At 59.8% G+C, this 14,700-nt stretch carries 10 protein-coding genes and 1 pseudogene; 4 read left to right on the top strand and 7 right to left on the bottom strand.

The features are described from left to right. The first annotated feature begins 20 nt into the window (after positions 1–20). Positions 21–2,225: an RNA degradosome polyphosphate kinase gene (locus V6582_RS04080; protein ID WP_234889708.1), complete on the top strand. Its 2,205-nt coding sequence runs from the start codon at positions 21–23 to the stop codon at positions 2,223–2,225. A 73-nt stretch (positions 2,226–2,298) separates the two neighbouring features. Then, positions 2,299–3,819: an exopolyphosphatase gene (gene ppx / locus V6582_RS04075; RefSeq protein ID WP_156632328.1), complete on the top strand. Its 1,521-nt coding sequence runs from the start codon at positions 2,299–2,301 to the stop codon at positions 3,817–3,819. A 45-nt stretch (positions 3,820–3,864) separates the two neighbouring features. Here the strand turns inward: ppx and mntR are convergent, their stop codons facing one another. Beyond that, positions 3,865–4,359 carry a manganese-binding transcriptional regulator MntR gene (gene mntR, locus V6582_RS04070; protein ID WP_156632327.1) on the bottom strand — a complete coding sequence of 165 codons (495 nt, stop codon included), beginning with the start codon at positions 4,357–4,359 and terminating at the stop codon, positions 3,865–3,867. Positions 4,360–4,636: 277 nt separating this feature from the next. Between mntR and V6582_RS04065 the strand changes: the two genes are divergently transcribed. Continuing rightward, on the top strand, positions 4,637–5,998 hold the full coding sequence (locus tag V6582_RS04065) for an Nramp family divalent metal transporter (protein ID WP_156632326.1): 1,362 nt from the start codon (positions 4,637–4,639) through the stop codon (positions 5,996–5,998). On the opposite strand, the pseudogene V6582_RS04060 reads toward V6582_RS04065, so the two are convergent. From V6582_RS04060 to V6582_RS04035, 6 genes and pseudogenes are all read right to left on the bottom strand, one after another. After that, positions 5,982–7,001: pseudogene (locus V6582_RS04060) on the bottom strand (DUF2891 domain-containing protein). The gene V6582_RS04065 and the pseudogene V6582_RS04060 overlap by 17 nt on opposite strands. Further along, positions 7,001–7,978 (bottom strand): small ribosomal subunit Rsm22 family protein, encoded by a 978-nt coding sequence (locus tag V6582_RS04055; RefSeq protein ID WP_337739284.1) that lies wholly within the window; start codon positions 7,976–7,978, stop codon positions 7,001–7,003. The pseudogene V6582_RS04060 and the gene V6582_RS04055 overlap by 1 nt, the downstream one beginning before the upstream one ends. A 76-nt stretch (positions 7,979–8,054) precedes the next feature. Then, complete coding sequence (locus tag V6582_RS04050) at positions 8,055–8,507, bottom strand: GNAT family N-acetyltransferase (protein ID WP_349508917.1); 453 nt, start codon at positions 8,505–8,507, stop codon at positions 8,055–8,057. Between the two features lie 41 nt (positions 8,508–8,548). Continuing rightward, positions 8,549–9,703, bottom strand: a complete 1,155-nt coding sequence (gene rnd / locus V6582_RS04045; RefSeq protein WP_156550782.1) for a ribonuclease D — start codon at positions 9,701–9,703, stop codon at positions 8,549–8,551. A 235-nt stretch (positions 9,704–9,938) separates the two neighbouring features. Next, positions 9,939–11,351 (bottom strand): multicopper oxidase family protein, encoded by a 1,413-nt coding sequence (locus V6582_RS04040; RefSeq protein WP_156632323.1) that lies wholly within the window; start codon positions 11,349–11,351, stop codon positions 9,939–9,941. Positions 11,352–11,438: 87 nt separating this feature from the next. Next, complete coding sequence (locus tag V6582_RS04035; protein ID WP_156632322.1) at positions 11,439–12,674, bottom strand: MFS transporter; 1,236 nt, start codon at positions 12,672–12,674, stop codon at positions 11,439–11,441. A gap of 219 nt (positions 12,675–12,893) precedes the next feature. Between V6582_RS04035 and aspS the strand changes: the two genes are divergently transcribed. Continuing rightward, a complete protein-coding gene (gene aspS, locus V6582_RS04030) occupies positions 12,894–14,699 on the top strand; it encodes an aspartate--tRNA ligase (RefSeq protein WP_156632321.1) in 1,806 nt (601 codons plus the stop codon). The last annotated feature ends 1 nt before the right edge of the window (position 14,700 follow it).

Genomic DNA, 14,700 nt, shown 5'->3' with positions numbered 1-14,700 from the left:
TGAAAACGAAGGCGGGAACAATGGAATCGGTGACAGAATCGGCGGTATCTCAGGAAACGGTTATCCTGGCGGGAGAAGAGGTCGCGCGCGAGGAATTGCTCTCCAGCCCGCATCGTTTCATCAATCGCGAATTTTCCTGGCTGCAATTCAATCGGCGGGTGCTGGAGGAAACCCTGAACACCGCCCATCCGCTGCTGGAGCGTGTGCGTTTCCTGTCGATTTCCGCCGCCAACCTGGATGAATTTTTCATGGTGCGTGTCGCCGGGCTGGAAGGCCAGGTGCGCCAGGGCATCGTCATCAAGAGCCCGGACGGACGCACGCCGGTCGAGCAACTGGAAGATATCCTCAAGGAAATCGACAATCTGCAAATGGAACAGCAGGCGTCACTGGCCGTCCTGCAGCAATATCTCGCCAAGGAAGACATTCTGATCGTCCGGCCCTCCGCTCTTTCCGAGGAAGACCGCACCTGGCTGGGGACCGAATTCGAGCAGTCGATCTTTCCTGTCCTGACGCCGCTGTCCATCGATCCGGCCCATCCATTCCCCTTCATTCCCAATCTCGGCTTTTCCATGGGCTTGCAACTGGAAAGCCTGCACGGCAAGGAGCCGATGACGGCTCTGCTGCGTCTGCCGACCGCGCTGGACCGCTTCATTCGCCTGCCCGACGACAAGAACACCATCCGCTATATCACGCTCGAAGATGTGGTCGGCATGTTCATTCACCGGCTCTATCCCGGCTATGACGTCAAGGGTTACGGCACGTTCCGCATCATCCGCGACAGCGATATCGAGGTCGAGGAAGAGGCCGAAGATCTGGTGCGGTTTTTCGAAACGGCCCTGAAGCGCCGTCGCCGCGGCAAGGTGATCCGCATCGAAACCGATTCGGAAATGCCAGCGGCGCTGCGCCAGTTCGTGGTGCAGGAACTGAATGTGCCTGATAATCGCGTCGCGGTTCTGCCGGGGCTGTTGGCGCTGAACACCATATCCGAAATCACCAAGGCTCCGCGCGATGATTTGCGGTTTGAGCCTTACAATGCCCGCTTCCCGGAGCGGGTTCGTGAGCATATGGGCGATTGCCTGGCGGCCATCCGCGAAAAGGACATGGTGGTTCACCATCCTTACGAAAGCTTCGATGTCGTGGTGCAGTTCCTGCTTCAGGCTGCGCGCGATCCCGACGTGCTGGCCATCAAGCAGACGCTTTACCGCACCTCAAACGATAGCCCGATTGTTCGCGCCCTGATCGATGCCGCCGATGCCGGAAAATCTGTGACGGCGCTGGTGGAGTTGAAGGCGCGGTTTGACGAAGAGGCCAATATCCGCTGGGCGCGCGACCTGGAGCGGGCTGGCGTGCAGGTGGTGTTCGGCTTTATCGAACTGAAGACCCATGCCAAGATGTCCATGGTGGTGCGCCGTGAAGACGGCAAGCTCAGGACCTATTGCCATCTCGGCACCGGCAATTATCACCCGATTACCGCGAAGATCTATACGGACCTGTCGTTCTTCACCTGCAATCCGAAGATTGCTCATGACATGGCCAATGTCTTCAATTTCATCACCGGCTATGGCGAGCCGGAGGAAAACATGAAGCTGGCGGTGTCTCCCTACACGATGCGCTCGCGCATCCTGCGGCATATCGAGGAAGAAACCAGCAATGCCAAGGCCGGCAAGCCGTCCGGCATCTGGATGAAGATGAATTCGCTGGTCGATCCTGAGATCATCGATGCGCTCTACCGCGCCAGCGCCGCTGGCGTCGAAGTGGATCTGGTCATTCGCGGCATCTGCTGCCTGAGGCCGCAGGTAGCGGGCCTCTCGGAGAATATCCGGGTCAAATCGATCATCGGACGTTTCCTTGAACATAGCCGGATTTTCTGCTTCGGTAATGGCCATCGTCTGCCCTCCGAAAAGGCGCTGGTCTATATCGGCTCGGCCGATATGATGCCGCGTAATCTGGATCGGCGTGTCGAAACCTTGGTGCCGCTGGTCAACCCAACCGTGCATGAACAGGTTCTCTCACAGATCATGCTGGGCAATCTGATTGACAACCAGCAGAGCTACGAGATATTGCCCGATGGAACGTCGAGGCGCATCGATGTGCGCGCAGGCGAGGAACCTTTTAACGCGCAACAGTATTTCATGACTAATCCCAGCCTGTCCGGGCGAGGAGAAGCCTTGAAGTCAAGTGCGCCGAAGCTGATCGCCGGGGTTGTTTCCGGTCGGAAAAGCTAAGCAGGATTTCCGAAAGGCGGTGACCGGTTTTCGGATAGACCTGCAAAGCAAGTGAACGCCAAACTGGATACGCATGACCCAATCCGAAGCGCAGGGGCGTCTCCCCGGAATTTCCCCTGTTTCCGTTGTCGATATCGGTTCGAATTCCATTCGTCTTGTCATCTACGAGGGCCTGTCGCGGGCGCCTGCCATTCTCTTTAACGAGAAAGTGCTGTGCGGCCTGGGCAAAGGACTCGCCAAGACCGGCAGGATGGATGAAGAGGGTGTCAGGCGCGCGCTTTTGGCGCTGAAGCGTTTTCATGCCTTGTCGCAGCAGGCCCGTGCGGTTTCCATGCATGTTCTGGCGACGGCTGCGGCGCGAGAGGCTCAGAATGGTCCCGCGTTCATTGCCGAGGCCGAAGCGATCCTCGACCATAAAATCGAGGTTCTGTCCGGCGAGGAAGAGGCGCTCTATTCCGCCTATGGCATCATCAGCGGCTTTCATGACCCCGATGGGATTGCCGGCGATCTGGGTGGCGGTTCTCTTGAACTGGTCGATGTCAAAGGGCAGGCGATTGGCAAGGGAATTACCCTGCCGCTCGGCGGCTTGCGGCTATCGGAACTGTCGGAGGGCTCCCTTGAAAAGGCGGCCAGTTTTACCCGCAAACAGGTACGCTCGGCCAGCCTGTTGAAAAACGGCCAGGGCCGGACCTTTTATGCGGTCGGTGGCACATGGCGCAATATCGCCAAGCTGCATATGGAAATCCGCAATTACCCCCTGCATATGATGCAGGGCTATGAAGTTTCCACCGCCGAGATGATGCAGTTTCTCGACGAGATCATTACCGGTGTTAGCGCTCGCGCACCGGCCTGGCAGACGGTCTCCAAGAGCCGCCGCACATTGATTCCTTTCGGCGCGGTCGCCCTTCGCGAAGTGCTGGAGGCCATGCAACCCGCCCGGGTCTGCTTTTCCGCACAAGGCGTGCGTGAGGGCTATCTCTATTCCAAGCTGTCGGACGAGATCCGTGCGCTGGACCCCTTGCTGGAAGCCGCCGACGAGTTGGCGATCCTGCGCGCCCGCTCGCCGGAACATGCGCGTGAACTTGCGCAATGGTCCGGCGCGATGATGCCGTTTTTCGATGTCGTGGAGACCGAGGAAGAGGCGCGCTATCGTCAGGCCGCCTGCCTTCTTGCCGATCTGAGCTGGCGTGCCCATCCCGATTATCGCGGCTTGCAGGCACTCAACCTGATTGCTCATTCCTCCTTTGTCGGCATCAGCCATCCGGGCCGGGCTTTCATCGCGCTCAGCAATTACTACCGTTTCGAAGGCCTGCATGACGATGGGCAGACGGGGCCGCTCGCCACCATTGCCACGCAGAGACTGCTGGATCGGGCAAAGCTCTTGGGCGGGTTGCTGCGCGTGGTCTATCTGTTCTCCGCCTCGATGCCGGGCGTGGTCCATCACCTGACGTTTGAGCGCTCGAAGCGACCGGATCTCGACCTCGAATTCGTGGTGCCGAAGGACTATCACGATTTTGCTGGCGAGCGCCTGGATGGCCGTTTGCAGCAATTGTCGAAACTGACCGGCAAACGGCTGGCATTTCGGTTTGAGTGATCCGGTCCAGAAAAAGTGCGACGCGGCTTTCCGTTCGGGAATGCTCTATCGCTCACTGATGTCTGGCGTCTTTGCTAATGACAACGGTAGGCCCTCAGCCAATGCCTTGCGAAAAGCCGCGAGCGTTTCAGCGCTGACATAGTGCTCGATGCCTTCGGCGTCGATCCGGGCGGTCTTTTCGCAAACTCCGAGCATTTTCAGAAAATCTTCTACTGTCTCATGCCGCTCGCGGCTCTCCTGCGCCAGCTTTTCTCCTGCCTCGGTCAAAAATACACCCCGATAGGGCTTGCGGGAAATCAGGCCGCCTTCGGTCAGTCTGGCCAGCATTTTGGCCACGGTCGGCTGGGCGACGCCGAGCCGCTGGGCGATATCCACCTGTCGGGCTTCCTGACCTTCAGCGATCAGATCGGCGATCAGTTCGACATAGTCCTCCACAAGCGCGCTGCGCTGCGCCTCTCGCGCCTGCCGGAACCCTTCAGAATGGGCGTCGGCATCCGGCAGCGAGCCGGTACGGGGCTTTGAAGGAGATATGCGCGCCAAATGCTGGTCCTCGTATTTAGTGGGTCGCTCGCCTTGCACTATTTTTGACGCAACCGTGCGCTGTGGCCTGGTTCGGGCGAAACAATGCAGTAGCAAGTCTTGGCCTTGATGACCAGCCTCCGGCAGACGTCGAAAAAGGGCGGGGTTACGGGGCGTCACCCATGGCCAAAGGCATCGAACAAAGCCAAAGCAATAGAATATAGCCTATTGCATAATTAAAAAAACCGGCGCAGATTGTTGCGAATTAATCGCAATAAAAAACAGGCTACGGGCACTTATGTCGAAATTGGAAACCAGTCCCGCCCCGAAAGGGTCGTGGAGTTTTGCGCGGCCGGGCGATGACCGCGCCAGCTTGCCGGAAGTGCATGCCTCGGTCCATGTGCCGAAGATTGGCTCCTGGATGCGTAAGCTGATGGCCTTTGCCGGGCCGGGCTATATGATTTCAGTTGGCTATATGGACCCCGGTAACTGGGCGACGGATATCGCCGGTGGGTCGCAATTTGGCTACACGCTTTTGTCGGTTATCATGATTTCCAATCTTATGGCGATCCTGTTGCAGGCGCTGTCAGCCCGGCTTGGCATTGCCACCGGGCGCGATCTGGCCCAGGCCTGCCGCGACCATTATTCGCCGCCGGTGCGCATCTGCCTGTGGCTGGCCTGCGAGTTGGCGATTATCGCCTGCGATCTGGCCGAAGTGATTGGCACGGCCATCGCCCTGCAATTGCTGTTCGGCATTCCCTTGATCGGCGGCGCGCTGATTACCGCGCTCGATACCTTCCTGCTGCTGCTGTTGATGAACAAGGGGTTCCGCTTCCTGGAAGCCTTCGTGGTGTCGATGCTGACCATTATTGCCCTGTGTTTCCTGGCGCAGATCATCGCCGCCCAACCGCCGGTCGCCGAGATTCTGTCTGGCTTCATTCCGTCCACGGAAGTGATCACCAATCGCGAAATGCTTTACGTGGCCATTGGCATTATCGGCGCCACGGTCATGCCGCATAATCTCTACCTGCATTCCTCCATCGTCCAGACCCGCGCCTATGAGCGCAATGACCGTGGCCGTAAGGATGCGATCAAATGGGCGACGCTGGATAGCACGATTGCGCTGATGCTGGCGCTGTTCGTCAATGCCTCGATCCTGATCATCGCCGCCGTGGTGTTTCATGCCAATGGCCGCACCGATGTGGCGGAAATCGAGCAGGCGCATCAATTGCTGTCGCCGCTTCTGGGCTTCGGCCTTGCCTCTACGCTGTTTGCCGTGGCGCTGCTCGCCTCCGGCATCAATTCCACTGTCACGGCAACGCTGGCCGGGCAGATCGTCATGGAAGGGTTCCTGCGGCTGACTATCCCCAATTGGGCGCGCCGCCTGCTGACCCGCTGTCTGGCGATCATTCCTGTGGTGATCGTCACCTGGCTTTACGGCAACAAGGGAACGGCGGAACTGCTGGTGCTCAGCCAGGTCATCTTGTCGATGCAATTGCCCTTTGCCGTCGTGCCGCTGGTGCAATTCGTCAGCGACAAGCGCAAGATGAGATCGTTCGTCATCTCCCGCTGGACGGCGGCCTTGGCCTGGGTGATTGCCGCGATCATCATCGCGCTCAATCTCAAACTGCTTTGGGACGTCTTCAGCGGGGCTGTGTAAGCGCCAGTACGGCAAAGCTTACCAGCCAATGCTCGCCCATGTAGTCGCCCGCCACATGGGTGAGAGCAGCATCCAGATGCCGCTCAGCGGCTTGGGTAAGCACTAGGCTTGCGGCATCCTGAGCCGTCAGCGCTGCCGTCAGCGAATAAAAGCACCAGGCCCGGCTGAGGTTCAACCCGTCCAAATGGGCGATCTTGCCATCGCTACGATCGGAAACATTGGCCGGCTGCATCAGATGCGCAGGCTCGCCCCGGTCGAGATCCGGCAGGAAGCGTGACAGCCAGGTGGAAAATTCCGCAGGCGGCAGAAGCTGGCGCATGCATTCGGCCTCGATTAGCGAGGAGGACAGGAATTCGTCGCCGGAGGGTTCTCCCCAGGCCGTGCAAGTGTGATCGGCGCCATACCAGCGCCGGGCCGTTTGCTCAAGAAGCGCCAGGAATGCGGAATTGCCGGAGACTTACCCATAGTCGGCGGCCAGCCGTAGGGCAAAAGCGGTATTGTAATGGGTGCCGACCCGAACCGGATAGGTCGCCAGCGGCAAGAATGCCTCAAAGCGTGCGACGATCCGTTGGGTCAGCGGCAGCAAGGCCTGCGCCCAATCCGGCTTTTCATGACCCGCTAATTCGGCGGCAAGCGCCAGAAGCCAGCCCCAGCCATAGGGCCTTTCATAACCGCGCGATGATGGTCTGTCGAAATAGCGGCATTCTCCGGCGATGTTTTCCGCCACCAGCACGGTATCGAACAGGTCGCGGATGGCCGGTGCCGATGGCATGGAGGGAAAAAGCCTGAGCAGTCGCGCCAGCATCCAATAGCCATGCACGCAGGAATGCCAGTCGAAACTGCCGTAGAACACCGGATGCAGGGCCGAGGGCGTGACGTCAGCCTCCGGGCTATCGAACACATGCATGATGTGATTGGGATATTCCTTGGTGACATGGCCAAGGGCAATCACGGCAAAATTGTTCGCCGTCTCGATATCCAGCATCCTCAGTGGCATGGCCATCAATCTTCCTGCTCCGCGATCAGCAAGTCACCCCAATCGGCGCGGCGTGCAGCCTTGAACAGAGCACCATCACGGCGGCTGAGAGTGGTTTCCTCTGCCGTTCCATCGCCTTGGCACAGTTTCAGCTTCACCATGCCGCTGGCCAGCCGGGGCGGCAACAAGACCCGTGCACCGGATAAGGCCACAGGCTGGCGCGAGGCGGCGATGAAAATGTATTTCTCGTCTTCCCACGGCACTTCGCCCTGTTTCACCTGCCGATGCAGGCGTGAGCGGGCAACGCGCCTTGAAAAGTGGCACCAGTCTGGGCTGGTGATCGGACAGAGCTGCTGGTGAGGGCAGGGTGCAAGCAGATGGGCGCCCGCATCGAGAAGCGCCTGCCGCGCCGTGACGATCCGCTGCCAACCCGCAGGCGTGCCGGGCTCGACAATGATGATCGTGCCTCCGGTCAAGGCCCAGAGCTTTGCCGTCATGCTTGCCACCGCATCGATAGGCAATTCATCGAGCACATAGGCAAGCGTCACCAGATCGGCAGGAGCCATAGGCGGGAGGGTCTTGGTGAGATCGCCCGCCTGCCAGTCGCAGGCAAAGGGCAGCGCCTGCGACAGGCTTTTGCCGATAGCGCGTATGGCGGGGCTGGCCTCGATCAGCGTCGCCTGTTGCAATTGTGGCCAGCAATCGGCGGCGGCCCAGAGCGCGGTGCCGGGGCCAGAGCCGAAGTCGCTCAAGGTTCTGGGCGCAAAATCCGCCTGCACTTCGGCTACCATGTCCATTGCCGCCCTGACGGCGGCGAAAGTGGCGGGCAGGCGGGCAGCCAGATAGGCGCGGGCGGCGAGATCGTCGCTGATATGCAGCTGTCCGTCGCGCACTTCCTTGCGGTAACGCTGCGACAGGCGCTCGGCAGCCTTCATCAGCGGTGCCAGCGGCTGGTTTTCCAACAGGCGCTCGACGGCGCTTTTCAAGGGTGAGGGGAGTTCCACGGTAAGGGTCCGGCAGGTTGAAGAGTTGGGAAGTAGCAGCGATTATTGAGCGGACTGTGAGTCAATATCAGTCTTATCAGCCGGACGTTACGCTGTCCCATTCCGGTTTCAGCAGTGACATCTGCACGAGATCGCCGCGTTGGTCCTGACGGTGGCCATAGGCTCCGCGCAGCACGCCTTCCTGTTGAAAGCCGAGCTTGCTGTAAAGCGCGTGGGCGCGCCGGTTATTCGGTATATGGGTCAGCCAGATCCGATAGGCGGAGGTGCTGGTGAATGCCCAGTCGAGCGCAAGCCGCATCATCGCCGTACCGGTTCCCTTGTCGGGAGCGGCGACCACGACGCGCTTGATATAGAGATTATCCTGCGGGTCGTTGATGTCGCGGAACAACACGAAGCCGAGCGGCTCGCCACCTGGCGACACGGCGATCCGATAGGCCTTCGCGGGATCATTGAGATTGGCAAGGTGTTCAGCCGCACTGAACCGGCCGACCAGCAGGTCGTAGCCGGGCTGGCGCTCCGCTGACATCATGAACCCGATATCGCCTTCTGTGGCCGCGCGCAGCGAGACCATCAGGGTTCGATAAATTCGACGGCTTCGATCTTCTTGCCGACGAAGCGCAGGGCAACCCCGCCATTGATCAGCTTCAGCGCCGATTCGCCGAACAGATCACGCCGCCAGCCGCGCATGGCCTGCACATCGGCCTGTTCGCCCTCAACGGCAATCTTTTCCAGGTCGTCGGTATTGGCGATCATCTTGGCGGCGACGCCATGCTGTTCGCAGGTCAGGCGCAGTAGCACCTTGAGCAATTCCACAGCCGGTGCCGTGCCTTCCGGCACATGGTTCTGGCGCTGGACTTGCGGCCATTCGGCCTTGGGGATCGCCAGGGCGGCATTGACCGCCTCGATGATCGCGCCGCCCGGCGTCGAGCGCTCCCAGCCCTTCGGAATGGTCCTGAGCCGCCCGAGCGCCTCGACATCCCGAGGCTGCTGCTGGGCGATTTCGAAAATGGCGTCGTCCTTGATCACCCGTGAACGCGGCACGTTGCGGGCGCGGGCCTCACGCTCGCGCCAGGCGGTGACGGCCTTCATCACCATCAGTTCCTGCGGTTTTCTCAGCCGCATCTTCAGGCGCTGCCAGGCATCGTCTGGATGCAGGTCATAGGTGTCGCGGGATTCGAGAATGGCCATTTCCTCGCTCAGCCAGCTGGCGCGGCCTTCACGCTCCAGTTCCGCCTTCAGCGTCAGGTAGACATCGCGCAGATGGGTGACATCGGCCAGCGCGTAATCCAGCTGCTTTTCCGAGAGCGGACGGCGGCTCCAGTCGGTAAAGCGCGAGCTTTTATCGATATGGATATTCTTGATCTTCTGGACCAGCTGGTCATAGGACACGCTGTCGCCAAAGCCGCAGACCATGGCCGCGACCTGGGTGTCGAAGATCGGATGGGGAATGAGATTGCCCAGGTGAAAAATGATTTCGATGTCCTGGCGCGCAGCGTGAAACACCTTGATCACGTCGCCATTGGCCATCAGCTTGAAAAACGGGGCAAGGTCGATCCCGTCAGCCAGCGGATCGACAATGACTTCCAGATCGGGACTGGCCATCTGGATCAGGCACAGTTCCGGCCAGAAGGTGGTTTCGCGCAGGAATTCGGTATCGATGGTGATAAATTCAGATCCGGCCAGTTTTTCGCAAGCGGCTTCTAAATCTTGAGTTGTGGAAATCATTTGGCCCCGGCATATTTCTTCGAATTCATTTCTTTCCTTCCCCCTTGCGTCCTTATTGTCAAGTTGATGACAAGGTTTGAGACCGTCTACGGCCAAAACTCCCCGGTTTTTAACGGATCGTGACGCCAATGTGACCGAGAGGACACGGTGCCTGTCCAAGTCCCCGGCGGCAGCTGGTTCGGGTCGGTTTTCTACCTGGGCATGAAGGGCGAATGCCAAATGAGGATGCCTCCGGTCACGCCACCCGGATATAGCTGGTCATGCCGGTCTTCTGATGCTCGATGATATGGCAATGCAAAACCCAGTCGCCGGGATTGTCGGCCACGAAAGCCAGCTGCACCTTTTCATCGGGCATGACCAGATAGGTATCGGAGATCAGCGGTACAGCAGGGCGGTTGTTGGAGGCGATCACCTGGAAGTTCATGCCGTGCAGATGGATGGGATGGGCGTGTGGCGTGTCGTTCACCAGGTCGAAGATATAGCTCTTGCCCAGCTTCAATTCAGCCAGTGGCGCGGTCGGGTCAGGCGTGTCGCCCGGCCAGGTCACCTTGTTGATCGCCCAGAAGGAATAGCCGAGCGTGCCGCAGATTGACTCTTTCGCGCCGTTTTCCGCCGTGGCGGAAAGCACCAGCGGAATATGCTGGGCGGATGAAAGATCGGGCTTGTCGAACGGATTGGGCCGCAGCGGCGGGACGTCCTTCAAGTCGCGTTTCAAGGATGCGCCGGTGGCGCGGAAGCTGACAACGGTTTTTGGCGTGCTGGGGCGAATATCGGTCAGCCGCGCTTCACTGCCTTCGCCCTCTGGCATTTTCAGGATGATGTCCATGCGCTGGCCGGGCGCGACAATGGCAAGCTGCATCGGCAGGATCGCCGGCACCGGCTGGCCGTCCAGCGCGACGATCACCGCCTCTGCGCCTTCCAGCTTCAGCGTATAGATCCGCGTCACATCGGTATTGACGATCCGCACCCGGGTAAAACCGCCGCTGGGCGCATCGTAGCGCGGCTCCACCTGCCAGTTGGCGGTACGCACCGTGCCGAAGGTTCCGGCACGGGCTGTGTCGCGTGGCCTAAACAGCGCGATGAACTGGCCATCGTCGCCCAGCCGCCAGTCGCGCAGATTGAGATCGATTTCCGCGTCGAAGACCGGATCATCGGGGTCCTCGACCACGATCATCCCGGTCATGCCGGTCGCCATCTGGGTCAGCGTGTTGCAATGCGGGTGATACCAGAATGTACCGGCATCGGGCGGCGTGAAAGCGTAATCGAAGCTGTCGCCCTGATAAACATAGGGCTGGGTCAGGAAAGGCACGCCGTCCATGGCATTTGGAATCCGCAATCCATGCCAGTGAATGGTGGTCGCATCATCGATATGGTTGATCAGTTTCGCCGCGAAAGGCTCGCCCCGACGCATGCGGAGGGTGGGTGTCATTGCCGCCGTCTGGCCGGCTAAGGCAAAGCTCATCAGCTTTTTCGTCTCATGAGTGCCGTCGAGGGTGGCTGAGGTAAACCGCGCCTCGATTTCCAGCGGTTTGGGGGCGGCAAAGGCCATGCGTGCGCCCTGGAAGCGGCTGGCAATGCCGAGCCCTGCGCCATAGGCGCCGACAACAGCGGAGGTTTTCAACAGGGTGCGGCGGGAGAGAATGGGCATGATGGAGAGTTCCAGCGTCGGATGGGGCGTCGATCTTTTAAAGTTGATTATGGAAATCAGCAATATCCCAGACCGACACCGCCAAGCCTATTTCCGCTTCGTCCGGACGGGCGCCGCAAGCTTGCTGAAAAAGGCCGAGGTGCGCAGCAGCGCCCGGAAGGGATAGCGTCGCTCATCCGTCGGGACCGCCTCCCGCGCTCGCATCCGCAGCAGGGTATAGAGGATAAACAGCGCCAGCACGACGACCATATAGCTAAACAGCGCCCTTGGTCCGAAATGGTCGAGCAGGACGGAAGCAAACATCGGCCCGACCACGGCCCCGCATGACCAGAAGAACAGCGTTCCTGCCGAGACCAGCGCATGTTGGCCGGGGGCAGCATGGTCATTGGCATGGGCCGAGCACAGCGAATAAAGCGGCATGGCAAAGGCTCCGAACAGGAAAATGCCGATGAAATTGAGGATCTCGCTTGCTCCCGCCACGAAGGCCAGAAACAGCCCAGCCAGCATGGCACCGCCTGCGGCCACCAGAATGATGGTGCGCCGATCCAGCTTGTCGGAATAATGGCCGAGGGGATATTGCAGCACGACACCGGCAAAAATGCCGATGCTCATGAACGTGGCGATGGCCGTGACCGACATGCCGAGATCCTGCGCATAGATCGGTCCGAGCGACCGGAAGCTGGAATTGGTCAGCCCCACCACGACACAGCCGATGGTCGCCAGCGGCGAAATGCCCCACAGGGCCTTGATGTTAAACTCCACATGCCGGGGCGGGGTGGGGCTGGTGCGGTCGGCAAAGGAAATTGGCACCAGCGACAGGGACAGCGCCATGGCGATCAGCGCAAACAGATCGACGCCGGAAATCCCCACCGCCGGAATGATATATTGCGCCACGGTGACCGAGCCGAGATCAACGAAGCGGTAGATGGACAAGGTGCGCGCCCGGGTGTCGTTGGTGACGCGGGCATTCAGCCAGCTTTCCACCACGGCAAATAATCCGGCAAAGCAGATGCCCTGGATGAGCCGCATCGAAAACCACGCGGCAGGATGGATGAAGATCAGCATGGCGATGGAGGCAGCAGAGGCAATCGCCGCCAGCCCGGCAAAGGCGCGGATATGGCCGATTTCGCGGATCAGCCGGGTGACATAGATGCAGCCGATGGCAAAGCCAATATTATAACCGGTGCCGACCACGCCGATCATCGTCGTCGAGAACCCTTCCTCAAGAGCGCGCAGCGAAATGAACGTGCCCTGCAAGCCATTGCCGCCGATCAGAATACCGGCGGTGACGAGCAGGGGCAAAAGCGGACGGATATCGTTCATGGCGGGCCGGATTTTCAAAAGCAGGTGAGTCGGGCTATAAGAGCATGCGACGTTTACCCCGGCAGGAGATGCCGATATAGCGTAAATCCAAAGCGTAAAAGCCTGTAGCCTTGACAAATCGGGCCGGCCATGCGCTTTTCCGCCCGATTTTCCATGCCAGCCAAGCGCGCATTCCTTGCGTCCGTGCTGACCTTTTACACATGTCCAGGATCGTTCGAAATGCATCGTTACCGCAGCCACACCTGTGCCGCTCTCCGCAAGTCCGATGTTGGTGCCACCGTGCGCCTTTCCGGCTGGGTCCACCGCGTCCGCGACCATGGCGGCGTTTTGTTCATCGACCTTCGTGACCATTACGGCATCACGCAGGTGGTGGCCGATCCCGATAGCCCGGCCTTCAAGCTAGCCGAAACCGTGCGCGGCGAATGGGTGATCCGCATCGACGGCGTGGTCAAGGCCCGTGCCGATGAAACGGTCAACAAGGCCATGCAGACCGGCGAAATCGAGCTGTATGCGCAGGAAATCGAAATTCTGGCCGTGGCCAAGGAATTGCCGCTGCCGGTGTTTGGCGAGCCGGAATATCCGGAAGATGTGCGCCTGAAGTATCGCTTCATCGATCTGCGCCGCGAAACCCTGCACAAGAACATCGTCAAGCGCACCCAGATCATTTCGTCCATGCGCAATGGCATGAGTGAGCTTGGCTTTGCCGAATACACCACGCCCATCCTGACCGCCTCTTCGCCGGAAGGTGCGCGTGACTTTCTGGTGCCAAGCCGTATCCATGAAGGCCAGTTCTTTGCGCTGCCGCAGGCTCCGCAGCAGTATAAGCAGCTGTTGATGGTGGCTGGTTTCGACCGCTACTTCCAGATCGCGCCTTGCTTCCGCGATGAAGACCCGCGTGCCGACCGTCTGCCCGGCGAGTTCTACCAGCTCGACGTAGAAATGAGCTTCGTGACCCAGGAAGATGTCTGGACCACGATGGAACCGATGATGACCAAGGTGTTCGAACAGTTTGCCGAAGGCAAGCCTGTGACGAAGCAATGGCCACGCATTCCTTACGATGAAGCCATCCGCAAATACGGTTCCGACAAGCCAGACCTGCGCAACCCTATTGTCATGCAGGCCGTGACCGAGCATTTCGCTGATTCAGGCTTCAAGATTTTCGCAAGCATGATTGCCTCCAACCCGAAGGTTGAGGTCTGGGCGATCCCGGTCAAGCATACGGAAGCAACGGGCGCGATTGGCCGCGCCGTTTGCGACCGCATGAATGCCTGGGCGCAATCGACCGGCCAGCCGGGCCTTGGCTATATCTTCTGGAAGGAAGAAGACGGCAAGGTTGGCGGTTCCGGCCCTCTGGCCAAGAACATTGGCGAAGAGCGCACCGCTGCCATCGCCGCCCAGCTCGGCCTTGGCGCTGGTGATGCCTGCTTCTTCGTGGCCGGTGATCCGGCCAAGTTCTACAAGTTCGCTGGCGAAGCCCGCACCCGGGCAGGCGAAGAGCTGAACCTTGTTGACCGCGACCGGTTCGAAATGTGCTGGATTGTCGACTTCCCGTTCTACGAATGGAGCGAGGAAGAAAAGAAGATCGACTTCGCCCACAACCCGTTCTCCATGCCGCAGGGCGGCTTGGAAGCCTTCGACAGCCAAGACCCTCTGACACTCAAGGCTTACCAGTATGACGCCGTCTGCAACGGCTTTGAAATCGCTTCCGGCTCGATCCGTAACCAGTCGCCGGAACTGATGGTCAAGGCGTTTGAAAAGGTTGGCCTCAGCCAGGCGGACGTGGAAGAGCGCTTCGGCGGCCTCTACCGCGCCTTCCAATACGGCGCACCGCCGCATGGCGGCTGCGCATTCGGTATCGACCGCGTGGTGATGCTGCTGGTGGGCGCCAAGAACCTGCGCGAAATTTCGCTGTTCCCGATGAACCAGCAGGCGCAGGATCTGTTGATGGGCGCACCGGCTCCGGCAACGCCGACCCAGCTGCGCGAATTGGCGCTGCGCGTGGTGCCGACGCCGAAGAAAGACTGAA

The organism is Agrobacterium vitis, from assembly GCF_037039395.1.
Classification (GTDB): Bacteria; Pseudomonadota; Alphaproteobacteria; order Rhizobiales; family Rhizobiaceae; genus Allorhizobium; species Allorhizobium vitis_E.
The sequence above is the reverse complement of the archived record's forward strand: the minus strand, read 5'-3'. Positions and strand labels throughout refer to the sequence as shown.